We start from the raw sequence: 15,487 nt of genomic DNA, 5'->3' as shown, positions 1-15,487 counted from the left end.
CCGGATGGTTCCAGCCGTGCTCGGTCGCCCGGTGCAGCCCGCCCCGGCCCGCCGGCACGGCCCGCCCCGGCCCGCTGGGACGGGCGGCCCCGGCCCGCTGGGACGGGCGGCCCGCCCCCGGTGGGATCAGCCCTGCTGGTCCGACGGTTTGCGCCATACCGGGCGGGACGCCGCGGCCCGCCGTTTCAGGGCCGTCCACCGGGCCGACACCGTCCAGGTCACCCGGATGGCCGAACGCGGCGCGAACCGTGCGCGCAGCCGAGTGCCGCGGCCGACTCCGGCCCGCAGACCGGCGGTCGCCAGCCGGACATCCTGTGCCAGCCCCGCCGTCAGGCGCGGATGCGGCGCGTAGAGGACCTGCTCCACGGCGTCCGCCACCCGGTGCACCGCCTGGGCGGGAGCCGCGTCGAGCCGGCCCAGCCGGACGATGCGGGCCGCCGCCTTGCGCGGGGTCTGCGACTCCTGGGGCAGGATGCCGAGGTCCCACGCCGTGTCGGTCAGCTCCTGCCACACCGCGAGGGTGTGCGGGCCGGCGTCCTCGGCACCGCGGCCGTGTCCCCCGAGCCGTACCGCCCGGGCGCGCAGCCGCCACAGCATCGGCGCGAGCGGGACCAGCAGCACCGCGAGTCCCGCCAGGGCCCAGGCGAGCAGCGCGTACCACTTCGGTCCGCCGCCGCCGGTGACGGGCACGGCCACCGCGGACTCGGTGGAGCAGGCGTCCAGCTTCTTGTCCTGCGGGGAGCAGGCGTCGCTCGACGAGGGCGCCGCGGACGGCTCCGTCTCCGTGTCCTGCGACGGCAGGGCCGGGTCGGGCACCGAGCTGCCGGGCCGGTCCGTGATGGTGTACGACGGGGTCGAGCCACGGGTCGGCGTCGGCTCGAAGCGGGTCCAGCCCACGCCCTCGAAGTACACCTCGGGCCACGCGTGCGCGTCCCGCAGCCCCACCGACACCGAGCCGTCCGCCTGCGGGGAGCCCGGTGCGAAACCGACCGCGACCCTGGCCGGAATGCCCAGGGAGCGGGCCATCGCCGCCATGGCGAAGGAGAAGTGGACGCAGAAGCCCTCCTTGTCCTTCAGGAACCGGGCGATCGCGTCGGATCCGCTGCCGACCTTGACCTGGGTGTCGTACTCGAAGCCGCCGTTGACCGCGAAGTACTCCTGGAGCCTGACCGCCTGCTGGTACGGGTTCACGGCGCCGGCGGTGACCTCGCGGGCGGTCCGGGAGACCACCGCGGGCAGCGAGTCCGGCAACTGCGTGTACTCGCGCAGGAGCGCCGCCGGCGGCGCAGGTGCCGCGCCGAGCTGCTGTGCCGTCGGCTGCACGTTCAGGCTGCGCACCTCGTACCTCAGCCCGCGGGTGTTCTGGCCGTGGTCGCCGACCAGGGTCATGCCGACGGGTTCGTAGCGCCAGTTCCCCGCGACGCGGACGCCGCTGGGCGGGTAGGGCATGGGCAGCCAGTCCTGGGCGTACCAGTCGGCGGCCGAGACCAGGGTCCTGACCTCCGTGCGCTTGATGTCGGCACCGAGGCCGGCCGGCGTGGGGAACGTGCCGTCCGGCACGGCGGTGATGTGCCGCTTGGACGGCTTCCAGGTGGTGCCGTCGAAGTCGTCCAGGGACACGATGCGCAGGTACAGGTTGGACAGGTCCTCGGAGTCCGTCTGGACGGAGAGGACCTGGCGGTCCTCGTTGACGTTGAGGCTGTCCCGCAGGGAGACCAGCGGGTTCACCGCGGAGATCGTGCCGCCGCCACCGGTGCCGGAGCCCACGCCGCCCCGGGCGCCGTCCAGCAGCCCGCCGTCCATCGCGGGCAGGGCCAGCGGCACCACCAGGGCGATGCCCAGCGCGAAGGCGCCGATGCGCCGCCCGGTGCGGACCGGGGCGAAGGCGCGCCCCTGCTCCGGGCCAGGGGCGCGCGCCGAACCGCCGAAGACCCGGCCCCACTGCGAGAGCCGGTCGCGTCCCTCGGCCAGCAGCAGCATCAGATAGCCGACCGCCGCGACCAGGAACCACAGCCAGTCGGCGCCGCCCTCGGACAGCCCGGCCGCCACCGAGTAGAGGGCGAGCAGCGGCAGGCCGGCCGGGGCCGCGCTGCGGAAGGTCACCGCGAGGGTGTCCACCAGCAGCCCGACCACCAGGACGCCGCCGACGAGCATCAGCCGGATACCGTCCGACTCCAGCGGCGCCGGGATCGCGTACCGGGCGATGTCGTCGCCGCCCTGCTGGAGCAGGTCGGCGAAGCGCTGGAACGCCTGCGGGCCGGGGACCAGCCCGGCGAACGCCTGCTGCCGGGCGAAGACCAGGGTCAGCAGCACCAGCGTGACCAGGGCCTGCGCCGCGATGGTCAGCGGCCGCGCCAGCGGCACCCGCCGGGCCACCGCGCCCACCCCCGACTGCACCGCCAGCAGGACCGCCGCCTGGAGGATCCACGTGGCCGGCTCGACCAACGGCAACAGCGCACACGCCGCCATCAGGGTGGCCGCCCACGCACACACGCCGAGCCGCGCCCGCCCGCTCATCGCGTCCCCTTTCCGCCGGTCGGCGTGGTGAGGGTGGTGCGCTCGTGGTCGGCCAGGCGCCACATCTCCTCGACGGTGGCGCCCCGCGGGACGGTCACCGCGGTCCAGCCCGACTCGCGGAGCATCCGCAGCCGCTCCCCGCTCCCGTCCAACGGGCCGGGCACGTCCGCCGGTTCCCGTGCCCAGGTCTCGCTGTCCAGGACGAAGGCGACGGCGCCGCCGCTGCGCTGCCGCATCTTGGCCGCCACCGTGGCCTGCTCCTCGTCCAGGTCGCCGAAGAAGGCCACCAGCAGCCCCTCGTTCCCGCCGCGCAGCACGTCGTAGGCCCGGGACAGACTCGTGTCGTCGGAGTGGTCGACCACGGCGAGGGTGTCCATCATCAGTCCGGCCGCGTCGGCGGTGCCCTGGCCGGTCCCCGCGAAGCCGTCGGCGCCCTCGCCCGGCACCGAGTTGCCGCTGTCGGTGAGCAGCCGCACGGAGAAGCCCCGCTCCAGCATGTGCACCAGCACGGACGCCGCACCCGACACCGCCCACTCGAAGGCCGAGTCGGGGCCGGCGCCCTCGAAGGCCACGACCCGCGTGTCGAGCAGCACCGTGCAGCGGGCCCGCTGCGGCTGCTCCTCGCGACGCACCATCAGCTCGCCGTAGCGCGCGGTGGAGCGCCAGTGCACGCGGCGCAGGTCGTCGCCGTACCGGTACCCGCGCGGGATCACGTCGTCGTCGCCGGCCAGGGCGAGCGAACGCTGCCTGCCCTCGCCGTACCCCTTCGCCTCGCCGCTCAGCCGCACCGGCGGCAGCGCCTCCACCCGCGGGATCACGGTCAGCGTGTCGTACGTCGAGAAGGAACGGGTCAGCTCGCACAGGCCGAACGGGTCGGTCAGGCGCAGCTGCAGCGGGCCCAGCGGGTAACGGCCGCGCAGGTCGGAGCGGACCCGGTAGGACACCTCGCGGCGACCGCCGGGCTCCACCCTGTCGAGTACGAAACGGGGGCGCGGTCCGAGCACGTAGGGCACCCGGTCCTGGAGCATCAGCAGACCGGTGGGCAGCCGGGAGACGTTGTCGACGCGCAGATGGACCCTGGCCTCGCTGCCCGCGGGCACCCGGCCGGGGGAGAGCCTGCGACTGCCCGCGACCCGGTAGCGCGTGCGGTAGAGCACGGCCGCGCAGACCAGCGGCAGGGCGCCCAGGAGCAGCCCGACCCGCAGCAGATCGCTCTGTCCCAGGACGTACGCGCAGACCGCGGCCGCGATACCGGCCGCCAGGAAGGAGCGGCCGCGGGTGGTCAGACCGGCCAGGGCGGTCCGGATGCCGCCGCCCTCGCCCCGGTCGGCCTCGGACCGGTCCGTCCCCCCGGCGTCCATCACAGCCTCCGCGGCGGTTGCTGACCGTAGGCCGACGTGCCGCGGCCCATGCCGAAGCCCGTCTGCTGCTGGGGTTCCGCGGGCACCGGGGTGCGCTGCACGATCTCCTCGACGACCTGCTCGGCGGTGCGGCGGTTGAGCTGGGCCTGCGCGGTCGGCAGCAGCCGGTGGGCCAGGACGGAGACCGCGAGGGCCTGCACGTCGTCCGGCAGCGCGTAGTCCCGGCCGCCCAGGGCGGCGGACGCCTTCGCCGCGCGCAGCAGGTGCAGCGTGGCACGCGGCGAGGCGCCGAGTCTGAGGTCGGGGTGGGTGCGGGTGGCGGAGACCAGGTCCACCGCGTACCGCCGGACCGGGTCCGCCACGTGGACGCCGCGGACCGCTTCGATCAGCTTCAGGATGTCGTGCGCGTGCGCCACCGGCTGCAGGTCGTCCAGCGGGCTGACCCCGCCGTGCACGTCGAGCATCTCCAATTCGGCTTCCGGGCTCGGATAGCCGATGGAGACCCGGGCCATGAAGCGGTCCCGCTGGGCCTCGGGCAGCGGGTAGGTGCCCTCCATCTCGACCGGGTTCTGCGTCGCCACCACCATGAACGGGCTGGGCAGCTCGTAGGTCTGGCCGTCGATGGTGACCTGGCGCTCCTCCATCGACTCCAGCAGCGCCGACTGCGTCTTCGGCGACGCGCGGTTGATCTCGTCGCCGATCACCACCTGCGCGAAGATCGCGCCCGGCTTGAACTCGAAGTCCCGGCGCTGCTGGTCCCAGATGGACACCCCGGTGATGTCCGAGGGCAGCAGGTCCGGCGTGAACTGGATCCGGCGCACCGAGCAGTCGATGGACCGCGCCAGCGTCTTGGCCAGCATGGTCTTGCCGACGCCTGGCACATCCTCGATCAGCAGGTGCCCCTCGGCCAGCAGCACGGTCAGCGAGAGCCGTACGACCTCGGGCTTGCCCTCGATCACGTCCTCCACCGAACCGCGGACACGCTCGACCACAGCGGTCAGATCTTCCCCCACGCTTCCGTACGCACGCGCGGCGGTGCCTCCACGGCTCGCCTGATCGTCATAGGTCGTCACCCGGCCCTCCTCGGCCTTTCCCCGCACTTCCTGGGAAGCGGGAGTACCCCAACTTGCCGGACCGCCCCCGCACCGCGGACCGGCCCACCCCGAATCACGGACGCCGCGCGGAAAAAGTTCCGCACGACACCACTTCCCGCATTCTTGCCGCCGTTACCGATTCGTGTCACTCGCCTGTGGACAACTGGCCGCGATATGTCGGCCCTTACGGCCTTTGCGGCGCTTGCGCGGCTCGATCGCCGGGGCGGGCCGCCGGATCAGGCCGGGTCGACCTCGCGCAGCAGCCCGGTCTTCACGTCGAAGACGAAACCGCGCACGTCCTCGGTGTGCAGCAGGAACGGCGAGGTGCGCACCCGCTCGATCGACTGCCGCACGTCCTGGTCGGCGTCCCGGAAGGCCTCCACCGCCCACGCCGGACGCTGGCCGACCTCCAGCTCCAGGTCGTGCCGGAAGTCCTCGGTGATGGTCTCCATGCCGCAGCCGGTGTGGTGGATGAGGGCCACGCTGCGGGTCCCGAGCGCCCGCTGGCTGATGGTCAGGGAGCGGATCACGTCGTCGGTGACGACACCGCCCGCGTTGCGGATGGTGTGACAGTCGCCCAGCTTCAGGCCGAGCGCGGCGTGCAGGTCCAGGCGCGCGTCCATGCAGGCGACGACCGCGACCCGCTGTACGGGGCGGGCGTCCATGCCGGGGTCGGTGAACGCCGCGGCGTAGCGCTCGTTCGCCTCGACGAGCCGGTCGGTGACGGTGTGGTCGGCCACTATGGCGGATTCCGGGCCTGCGGGTACCGATGCAGAAGTCGTCATATCCATGACGTTACTGGCCGTCCCCGCCCGTGGCCCGCTGTGAAGCGGTACAAAGAACGTCATCGGGGCTTGTTGTGAGCAGGCCCACAGGGCGGTGCGCATGCGGCCGTCCGAGTGAAAAGCCGCGTGATACCGGTTTGCGGACGCCGGGGTCCGCGACGCGCAGGCCGGTTGATTGACCGGGCGACACGGTGGACTAAAGTGACGCGAAGCGGGAGGCGAGGTCCTCCCTGCTGGACTGAATTCCCCGGAGACCTGGGCGACGTCCCGCCAGATCTCCCCACGTGCGCGGCGCGTACGTACGGCTCGGCCTCCTCCCGCTCCCGGCCGACCGACGCTCTTGGCGCCGGCAGGCCTCCCCTTCAGATGCGAGCGGGAGGGGACCCGGCGGTGCGTGACGCCGCGCCGGACCTGAGAGGCCGCCCCACTTGAGCCAGAGTCGACACGTCCCGGTGATGCTCCAGCGGTGTCTGGACCTGCTGGCGCCCGCCCTCCAGGAGCCGGGAGCCGTGGTCGTCGACTGCACGCTGGGACTCGGCGGGCACAGCGAGGCACTCCTCGAACGCTTCCCCGAGGCCCGGCTCGTCGCGCTCGACCGCGACAAGGAGGCCCTGCGCCTGTCCGGCGAGCGGCTCGCCCCGTACGGCGAGCGCGCCACCCTCGTGCACGCCGTCTACGACGAACTGCCCGACGTCCTCGACCGGCTCGGCACCCCCCGCGTCCAGGGCGTGCTGTTCGACCTCGGCGTCTCCTCCATGCAGCTCGACGAGGCCGACCGCGGCTTCGCCTACGCCCAGGACGCCCCGCTCGACATGCGGATGGACCAGACGACCGGCATGAGCGCCGCCGAGGTCCTGAACACCTACCCGCCCGGCGAACTCGTCCGCATCCTGCGGGCGTACGGCGAGGAGAAGCAGGCCAAGCGGATCGTGTCCGCGGTCGTGCGCGAGCGCGAGCGCGAGCCGTTCACCAACAGCGCCCGCCTGGTGGAGCTGATCCGCGCGGCGCTCCCGCAGGCCGCCAAGCGCACCGGCGGCAACCCGGCCAAGCGCACCTTCCAGGCCCTGCGTATCGAGGTCAACGGCGAACTGTCGGTCCTGGAGCGGGCGATCCCGGCCGCCGTGGAGGCGCTCGCGGTCGGCGGGCGGATCGCGGTGCTGTCGTACCACTCGCTGGAGGACCGGCTGGTCAAGCAGGTGTTCGCGGCCGGCGCCGCCAACACCGCGCCGCCCGGCCTGCCCGTCGTCCCGGAGCAGTACGCGCCGCGGCTCAAGCTGCTCACCCGCGGTGCCGAACTCCCCACCGAGGAGGAGATCGCCGAGAACCGGCGGGCGGCACCGGCACGGCTGCGCGGCGCCGAGCGCATCAGGGAGTCCCTCGGGTGAAGGGGGTTCCTCGGGAGCAGCCAGTGAGGCAGGCCAGGCAGGGGTGCGGACGGCTCACCCGGGGCCGGGGGGAGGGCACATGAGCAGGAAACCCGAACTGAAGGGCCGGGCGGCCCGACTCGCCCGGCTCCTGCCCACCGGCGGCACCCGCGGCCAGGCGGCCCGGGCGCCCTTCGTCCTGCTGGTCGTCGTCCTGCTCGGCGGCGGCCTCATCGGGCTCCTCGTGCTGAACTCCGCCCTGAGTGAGGGCTCCTTCCAGCTGGACGACCTCAAGCAGCGGACCAAGGAACTCACCGACGAGGAACAGGCGCTCCAGCGGGACATCGACGCCTACTCAGCCCCCCGGGCCCTCCAGCGCCGCGCCCTCGAACTGGGCATGGTGCCCGGCGGCGACCCCGCCTTCCTCGACCCCGACGGCACCGTCAAGGGCGCCCCCAGCCCCGCGCCCGCCGCGGCCACCCCGCTCGTGCTCGCCCCCGAGGCACTGGCCTCGACGTCCGCCGGCGCGACCGCGGCCACACCGTCCCCCTACACCGAGCCGTCCGCCCCGGCCCCCACGTCCACCACCGCGGCCCCACCCAGCACAGCCGCCACCCCCACCACAGCGGCGACGCCCACCCCGACCCCGACTCCCGGCAGGTGACGGAAGTGTCCGACAGGGAACCGCCGCGCCGCCGCGTGCCCGGACCCGCGAGGCCCGTCCGCCCCGGCGGCGGGCGCCGCCCGGGACCGGGCGCCCGGCCGGCCCGCAGGCCGGGCCCGCCCCGCCCTGCGCCCCGCGCCTTCCGGCTGGGCAGCCCGCGTCCCCGGCTGCGCATGATCGGCCTCGCGCTGACCCTGGTGCTGGCCGCCTTCGTCGTACGACTCCTCCAGGTGCAGGCCGTCGACGCCGGCACGTACTCCGCGAAGGCCGAGCAGAACCGCTACGTCGTGCACACCCTGCCCGCCGAACGCGGCGGGATCACCGACCGCAACGGCGTCGCCCTCGCGACCACCGTGGACTCCTACGACATCACCGCCGACCCCACGATGTTCACCCGCGAGCAGCTGAAGGTCGACGACGGCCCCGAGCAGGCGGCGGCGCTCCTCGCGCCGATCCTCGGCCAGGACCAGGAGCAGCTCGCCAAGGTGCTCCGCCCGAAGAACAAGGAACTGCGCTACGTCCGCCTCGCCCGCCGGCAGACCCCCCAGGTCTGGAACCAGATCAAGGACCTGAAGACCGCGCTCACCACCAAGGCGGAGACCGACAAGTCCACGGTCAACGCGCTCGCGGGCGTCTTCGCCGACCCCAGCAGCAAGCGCGTGTACCCGGGCGGCGACCTCGCCGCCGGCATCCTCGGCTGGGTCGGTGCCGACGGCAAGGGCGGCGGCGGCCTGGAGCGGAAGCTGGACAAGAAGCTGGCCGGCGAGGACGGCAAGATCCGCTACGCCCAGTCCGGCGGGCGCCAGGTGCCCACCGCCGGTTCCACCGAGACGCCCGCCGTGCCCGGCAGCGACGTCGAGCTGACCATCGACCGCGACATCCAGTGGGCCGCGCAGCACGCCATCAGCGAGCAGGTGGAGAAGTCCAAGGCGGACGGCGGCTACGTCATCGTCCAGGACACGCAGACCGGCGAGATCCTCGCCATGGCCAACTCGCCCGGCTTCGACCCCGGCGACCTCGCCCACGCCGACCCCGACGCGCTGGGCAACGCCGCGCTCCAGGACGCCTTCGAACCGGGCTCCACCGCCAAGGTGCTGTCCATGGCGGCCGTGCTGGAGGAGAACGTCGCCACCCCGGGCACCCACATCACCGTCCCCAACCGGCTCAAGCGCGGCGACCGGCTCTTCAAGGACGACATCGACCACCCGACCTGGTATCTCACGCTCAACGGCGTGCTCGCCAAGTCCAGCAACATCGGCACGATCATGGCCACCGGCGAACTGGGCAAGACCCAGGCCGAGGCCAACAAGGTGCTCTACTCCTACCTGCGCAAGTTCGGCCTCGGCGACTACAGCGGGCTCGGCTTCCCGGGGGAGACCAAGGGCATCCTCGCGCCGCCCGGCCAGTGGTCGACCTCGCAGCAGTACACGATTCCTTTCGGCCAGGGCGTCTCCGTGAACGCGCTCCAGGCGGCCTCCATCTACTCGACCATCGCCAACGGCGGCGTCCGCATCGAACCCACGCTCGTCCGCGGCACCAAGGACGCCGACGGACGCTTCACTCCGGCCCCCGAGCCCAAGAAGACCCGCGTGACCAGCGAGAAGACCGCGAAGACCCTCTCTCAGATGCTGGAGTCCGTCGTCGACGACGAGGAGGGCACCGGCACCAAGGCCCGCATCCCCGGCTACCGGGTGGCGGGCAAGACGGGCACGGCCAACCGGGTGGATCCGGCCACCGGCAAGTACCACGGCTACACCTCGTCCTTCGCCGGGTTCGCCCCCGCGGACAAGCCCCGCGTCACCGTCTACTGCGCCATCCAGAACGCCACCGAGGGCAGCTACTTCGGCGGCCAGATCTGCGGCCCCATCTACAAGCAGGTCATGGAGTTCGCCCTGAAGACCCTCCAGGTCCCGCCGACCGGGGCCGACCCCGCGAGGCTCCCGGTGACCTTCAAACCCTGAGCCGTACCGCCCCTCCCGCACCGAGCCCGTACCGAGCCAGCGCCGTTTCAGTACCGAGCCACCAGGAACCACCCGTGACAACGATCACCCCCGACCCCGGGAACCAGAGAGCCCCCCAGGCCCCGCCCCAGCCCTCGCTTCGCCGGGAAGCGGGTACTCCCGGTACGCTCACCGCCGTGCCACACCCTGATCAGTCCCAAACCACCCAGAAGGGCCACCCCGTGACATACCCGGGACCGCCCCGGCCGGTGCGGATCTCCGCCACACCCCTCGCGGAACTCGCCGATCAGCTGGGTATCGCCGCGCCGGACGGCTCCGCCGAGATCACGGGGATCACCCACGACTCGCGCGCCGTCCGCCCCGGTGACCTGTACGCCGCCCTGCCCGGAGCCCGCCTGCACGGCGCCGACTTCGTCACCCAGGCCGCCGGTCTCGGCGCCGCCGCCGTGCTGACCGACCCGGCCGGCGCGGAGCGTGCCGCCGCCGCCGGACTGCCGGCGCTCGTCGTCGACGACCCGCGCGCGCGGATGGGCGAGCTGGCGGCCACGATCTACGGCCACCCGGGCCGAGACCTGCTCCAGATCGGCATCACCGGCACCTCCGGCAAGACCACCACCGCCTACCTCGTCGAGGGCGGCCTGCGCACGGCGAAGTCCACCGGTCTGATCGGCACGGTCGAGATGCGCATCGGTGACGAGCGCATCAAGTCCGAGCGGACCACGCCCGAGGCCACCGACCTCCAGGCGCTGTTCGCGGTGATGCGCGAGCGCGGCACCGAGGCGGTCGCCATGGAGGTCTCCAGCCACGCCCTGGTGCTGGGCCGCGTCGACGCCTGCGTCTTCGACATCGCGGTCTTCACCAATCTCAGCCCGGAGCACATGGAGTTCCACTCCGGCATGGAGGACTACTTCCAGGCCAAGGCGCAGCTCTTCACCCCGGAGCGCAGCAAACTGGGCGTGGTCAACGTGGACGACGAGTACGGGCGGCGGCTGGCCAACGAGGCCACCGTCCCGGTCGTCACCTACTCCGCCGAGGGTCACCCGGACGCCGACTGGCGCGCCGACGAGGTCGAGGTCGGCCCGCTGGACTCGACGTTCATCGTGCTCGGGCCGAAGGGCGAGCGGATCACCGCCAAGTCACCGCTGGCCGGGCCGTTCAACGTGGCGAACACCCTCGCCGCGATCGTCGCCCTGGCCGCCGCGGGGCTCGACCCGCAGAGCGCCGCCGACGGCGTCGCCGCCGTACCGGGCGTGCCGGGCCGGCTGGAGCGCGTGGACGAGGGCCAGCCCTTCTTCGCGGTGGTCGACTACGCCCACAAGACCGACGCCGTCGAGTCCGTCCTGCGGGCCCTGCGCAAGGTCACCGAGGGCAGGCTGCACGTGGTGCTCGGCTGCGGCGGCGACCGGGACACCACCAAGCGGGAGCCGATGGGTGCCGCCGTGGCCCGGTTCGCCGACACCGCCGTACTGACCTCCGACAACCCCCGCTCCGAGGACCCCCTCGCGATCCTCGCCACCATGCTCCAGGGCGCGGCGTCCGTGCCCGCGCACGAGCGCGGCGAGGTGCAGGTCTTCGAGGACCGGGCCGCCGCGATCACCGCCGCCGTCGCCCGGGCCGAGCCCGGCGACACGGTGCTGGTGGCGGGCAAGGGCCACGAGCAGGGCCAGGACATCGCCGGGGTCGTCCGTCCCTTCGACGACCGCCAGGTGCTCAGCGAAGCCATCAAGAAAGCCCAGGGATGAGATCCCGATGAGATCCCGAACGATCCAGCCGATCCTGATCCTGATCCAGGGGACGAACTTGTGATCACCCTCTCACTCGCCGAGATCGCAGAAGTCGTCGGCGGGCGGATGCACGACATACCGGACGCGTCCGCCGAGGTCACCGGGCCGGTCGTCCGGGACTCCCGGGAAGCGGGGCCCGGCAGCCTGTTCGTCGCCTTCGTGGGCGAACGGGTCGACGGCCACGACTTCGCCGCGCAGGTCGTCGAAGCGGGTGCGGTGGCCGTCCTCGGCTCCCGTCCCGTCGGCGTGCCCGCGATCGTCGTGGACGACGTCCAGGCCGCCCTGGGCGCCCTCGCCCGGCACGTCGTGCGGCGCCTCGGCACCACCCTCGTGGCCCTCACCGGGTCGGCCGGCAAGACCAGCACCAAGGACCTGATCGCCCAGGTACTGCGCCGCAAGGCGCCCACGGTCTTCACGCCCGGTTCCATGAACAACGAGGTGGGGCTGCCGCTCACCGCGCTCACCGCCACCGACGAGACCAAGTTCCTCGTCCTGGAGATGGGCGCCCGCGGCATCGGCCACATCCGGTACCTGTGCGAGCTGACCCCGCCGAAGATCGGCGTGGTCCTCAACGTCGGCTCCGCGCACATCGGCGAGTTCGGCGGCCGGGAGCAGATCGCCCAGGCCAAGGGCGAACTCGTCGAGGCCCTGCCGCCGGCCGAGGAGGGCGGCGCCGCGATCCTCAACGCGGACGACCCGCTCGTACGGGCCATGGCCTCCCGAACGAAGGCGAAGGTGATCCTTTTCGGAGAGTCCGGCGAAGCGGACGTTCGCGCCGAGAACGTGCGACTCACGGACACCGGACAGCCTTCCTTCAGCCTTCACACACCCTCCGGTGCAAGCGATGTGACCATGCGCCTGTACGGTGAGCACCACGTGTCGAACGCGCTCGCCGCGGCCGCCGTCGCCCACGAGTTGGGCATGTCCGCAGACGAGATCGCCACCGCGCTCTCCGAGGCGGGCTCCCTCTCCCGCTGGCGGATGGAGGTCACCGAGCGCCCGGACGGCGTGACGGTCGTCAACGACGCCTACAACGCGAACCCCGAGTCCATGAAGGCAGCACTGCGTGCGCTCGTCGCCATGGGAAAGGGGCGGCGTACGTGGGCGGTGCTCGGCAAGATGGCCGAGCTCGGGGACGAGGCGCTCGCCGAGCACGACGCGGTCGGACGGCTCGCCGTCCGGCTCAACGTCAGCAAGCTCGTCGCGGTCGGGGGCAGGGAAGCCCAATGGCTGCAACTGGGCGCATATAACGAGGGTTCGTGGGGTGAGGAGTCGGTGCACGTGTCCGACGCACAGGCGGCGGTCGACCTGTTGCGCAGCGAGTTGCGCCCAGGAGACGTCGTGCTCGTGAAGGCGTCCCGTTCGGTGGGTCTGGAGAGCGTCGCCACGGCGCTCCTCGAGACCGGCGCCGAGGGTGAGGTTGCCGCCCGATGATGAAGCAGATCCTGTTCGCAGGAGTCATTGGCCTCTTCCTCACGCTGGTCGGCACCCCGTTGCTGATCAAGCTCCTGGCCCGCAAGGGCTACGGCCAGTACATCCGCGACGACGGACCGCGCGAGCACGCCAGCAAGCGCGGTACGCCGACCATGGGTGGTATCGCCTTCATCCTGGCGACGGTCGCCGCGTACTTCCTCGCCAAGGGCATCACCGGCTACCTGGACCCCGACATCGACGCGGGGCCGACCTTCTCCGGTCTGCTGGTGATCGGCCTGATGGTGGGCATGGGCCTGGTCGGCTTCCTCGACGACTACATCAAGATCGTCAAACGGCGTTCGCTGGGCCTGCGGGCCAGGGCGAAGATGATCGGCCAGCTCACCGTCGGCATCGCCTTCGCCGTGCTCTCGCTGCAGTTCGCGGACAACCGGGGCAACACCCCGGCCTCCACCAAGCTGTCGTTCATCACCGACTTCGGCTGGACCATCGGCCCGGTGCTGTTCGTCATCTGGGCGCTGTTCATGATCCTCGCGATGTCGAACGGCGTGAACCTCACCGACGGCCTGGACGGCCTGGCCACCGGCGCCTCCGTCCTGGTCTTCGGCGCCTACACGTTCATCGGCGTCTGGCAGTTCCAGGAGTCCTGCGCCAACGCGCTGACCCTGACCAACCCCGGCGCCTGCTACGAGGTGAGAGACCCGCTCGACCTCGCCGTGGTCGCGTCCGCGCTGATGGGTTCCTGCCTCGGCTTCCTGTGGTGGAACACCTCGCCGGCCAAGATCTTCATGGGCGACACCGGTTCGCTCGCGCTCGGCGGTGTGCTCGCGGGTCTGGCGATCTGCTCGCGCACCGAACTGCTGATGGCCATCCTCGGCGGCCTGTTCGTCCTGATCACCATGTCGGTGGTCATCCAGGTCGGCTCCTTCCGCCTCACCGGCAAGCGGGTCTTCCGGATGGCGCCACTCCAGCACCACTTCGAACTCAAAGGCTGGTCCGAGGTCCTTGTCGTGGTCCGATTCTGGATCATCCAGGGCATCTGTGTGATCGTCGGACTCGGCCTCTTCTACGCGGGATGGGCAGCGGACAAGTGACCTCCTCGGTGCCTTCGGAATTCACCGGCAAGCACGTCACCGTCGCCGGACTCGGCGTCTCCGGCGTCCCGGCCGCCAAGGTCCTGCACGGACTCGGCGCGCACGTGACCGTCGTCAACGACGGCGACGACGAGCGCGCCCGCGCGCAGGCGGCGGAGCTGGAGGCGCTCGGCGTCACCGTGCGCCTCGGCGACGGGGACACGCTGCCCGAAGGCACCGAGCTGATCGTCACCGCACCCGGCTGGAAGCCCACCAAGCCCCTGTTCACCGCGGCCGGGCAGGCCGGCGTCCCGGTCTGGGGCGACGTGGAGCTGGCCTGGCGGCTGCGCGGCCTGGACGGCAGGAAGCCCGCGCCCTGGCTCGCCGTCACCGGCACCAACGGCAAGACCACCACCGTCCAGATGCTCGCCTCGATCCTGAAGGCGGCCGGTCTGCGCACCGCCGCCGTCGGCAACATCGGCGTCTCCCTGCTGGACGCGGTCACGGGCGAGCAGGAGTACGACGTCCTCGCCGTGGAGCTGTCCAGCTACCAGCTGCACTGGGCGCCCTCGCTGCGCGCCCACTCCGCCGCCGTGCTCAACCTCGCCCCGGACCACCTCGACTGGCACGGCTCGATGGAGGCGTACGCCGCCGACAAGGGCCGCATCTACGAGGGCAACCGGGTCGCCTGCGTCTACAACGTCGCCGACAAGGCCACCGAGGACCTGGTCCGCGCCGCCGACGTCGAGGAGGGCTGCCGCGCGATCGGCTTCACGCTCGGCACCCCCGGGCCCTCCCAACTCGGTGTCGTGGAGGGCCTCCTGGTCGACCGCGCCTTCGTCGAGGACCGGCAGAAGAACGCCCAGGAACTGGCCGAGGTCTCCGACGTCAACCCGCCGGCCCCGCACAACATCGCCAACGCCCTTGCCGCCGCGGGCCTCGCCCGCGCCTTCGGCGTCTCCGCCGCCGCCGTACGCGACGGGCTGCGCGCCTTCACGCCGGACGCCCACCGCATCGCGCACGTCGCCGACGTGGACGGCGTGGCCTACGTGGACGACTCCAAGGCCACCAACACCCACGCCACCGAAGCCTCCTTGGCGGCCTACGAGTCGATCGTGTGGATCGCGGGCGGACTGGCCAAGGGCGCGACCTTCGACGAACTGGTCACGGGCGCGGCGAAGCGGCTGCGCGGCGCCGTCCTCATCGGCGCCGACCGCGCCCTGATCCGCGAAGCCCTGGCGCGACACGCGCCCGAAGTACCCGTGGTCGACCTCGACCGGACCGACACTGGTGCGATGCTCCAGGCCGTCCAGGAGGCGCGGCGGCTCGCCCGGCCCGGCGACACGGTGCTGCTGGCACCGGCCTGTGCCTCCATGGACATGTTCACCAACTACAACCAGCGCGGTGACGCGTTCGCGCAGGCCGTTCGCGAACTCGGCGCCTGACCCGGCCG

General features: G+C 72.4%; 11 protein-coding genes. 7 read left to right on the top strand and 4 right to left on the bottom strand.

Features of this window, described 5'->3' with window-relative positions:
- Nucleotides 1–126 precede the first annotated feature (126 nt).
- From IE258_RS30560 to IE258_RS30545, 4 genes are all read right to left on the bottom strand, one after another.
- Nucleotides 127–2,517: a transglutaminase TgpA family protein gene (locus IE258_RS30560; protein ID WP_189748929.1), complete on the bottom strand. Its 2,391-nt coding sequence runs from the start codon at nt 2,515–2,517 to the stop codon at nt 127–129.
- The gene (locus IE258_RS30555) at nt 2,514–3,878 is read right to left on the bottom strand and encodes a DUF58 domain-containing protein (protein ID WP_189748927.1); all 1,365 of its coding nucleotides are present in this window, start codon (nt 3,876–3,878) and stop codon (nt 2,514–2,516) included. Before IE258_RS30555 ends, IE258_RS30560 begins: the two co-directional genes overlap by 4 nt.
- Complete coding sequence (locus IE258_RS30550) at nt 3,878–4,951, bottom strand: AAA family ATPase (RefSeq protein WP_370665095.1); 1,074 nt, start codon at nt 4,949–4,951, stop codon at nt 3,878–3,880. Before IE258_RS30550 ends, IE258_RS30555 begins: the two co-directional genes overlap by 1 nt.
- 257 nt (nt 4,952–5,208) lie before the next feature.
- On the bottom strand, nt 5,209–5,757 hold the full coding sequence (locus IE258_RS30545) for a beta-class carbonic anhydrase (RefSeq protein WP_161376465.1): 549 nt from the start codon (nt 5,755–5,757) through the stop codon (nt 5,209–5,211).
- A gap of 428 nt (nt 5,758–6,185) precedes the next feature.
- Between IE258_RS30545 and rsmH the strand changes: the two genes are divergently transcribed.
- From rsmH to murD, 7 genes are all read left to right on the top strand, one after another.
- Nucleotides 6,186–7,142 carry a 16S rRNA (cytosine(1402)-N(4))-methyltransferase RsmH gene (gene rsmH / locus IE258_RS30540; protein ID WP_189748926.1) on the top strand — a complete coding sequence of 319 codons (957 nt, stop codon included), beginning with the start codon at nt 6,186–6,188 and terminating at the stop codon, nt 7,140–7,142.
- Between the two features lie 79 nt (nt 7,143–7,221).
- Complete coding sequence (gene ftsL, locus IE258_RS30535; RefSeq protein ID WP_189748924.1) at nt 7,222–7,785, top strand: cell division protein FtsL; 564 nt, start codon at nt 7,222–7,224, stop codon at nt 7,783–7,785.
- Nucleotides 7,782–9,746, top strand: coding sequence for a cell division protein FtsI (gene ftsI, locus IE258_RS30530; RefSeq protein WP_189748922.1), 1,965 nt, complete (start codon nt 7,782–7,784; stop codon nt 9,744–9,746). Before ftsL ends, ftsI begins: the two co-directional genes overlap by 4 nt.
- A gap of 221 nt (nt 9,747–9,967) precedes the next feature.
- Complete coding sequence (locus IE258_RS30525) at nt 9,968–11,488, top strand: UDP-N-acetylmuramoyl-L-alanyl-D-glutamate--2,6-diaminopimelate ligase (protein WP_189748920.1); 1,521 nt, start codon at nt 9,968–9,970, stop codon at nt 11,486–11,488.
- 60 nt (nt 11,489–11,548) lie between these two features.
- Nucleotides 11,549–12,964, top strand: coding sequence for a UDP-N-acetylmuramoyl-tripeptide--D-alanyl-D-alanine ligase (locus tag IE258_RS30520; RefSeq protein WP_189748918.1), 1,416 nt, complete (start codon nt 11,549–11,551; stop codon nt 12,962–12,964).
- A complete protein-coding gene (gene mraY, locus IE258_RS30515; protein ID WP_159326701.1) occupies nt 12,964–14,055 on the top strand; it encodes a phospho-N-acetylmuramoyl-pentapeptide-transferase in 1,092 nt (363 codons plus the stop codon). The genes IE258_RS30520 and mraY overlap by 1 nt, the downstream gene beginning before the upstream one ends.
- 8 nt (nt 14,056–14,063) lie before the next feature.
- A complete protein-coding gene (gene murD / locus IE258_RS30510) occupies nt 14,064–15,479 on the top strand; it encodes a UDP-N-acetylmuramoyl-L-alanine--D-glutamate ligase (protein ID WP_189748916.1) in 1,416 nt (471 codons plus the stop codon).
- Nucleotides 15,480–15,487: the final 8 nt, after the last annotated feature.

This window comes from Streptomyces tendae (genome assembly GCF_014650435.1).
Classification (GTDB): Bacteria; Actinomycetota; Actinomycetes; order Streptomycetales; family Streptomycetaceae; genus Streptomyces; species Streptomyces tendae.
This window is presented reverse-complemented; position numbering and strand designations above follow the sequence as displayed.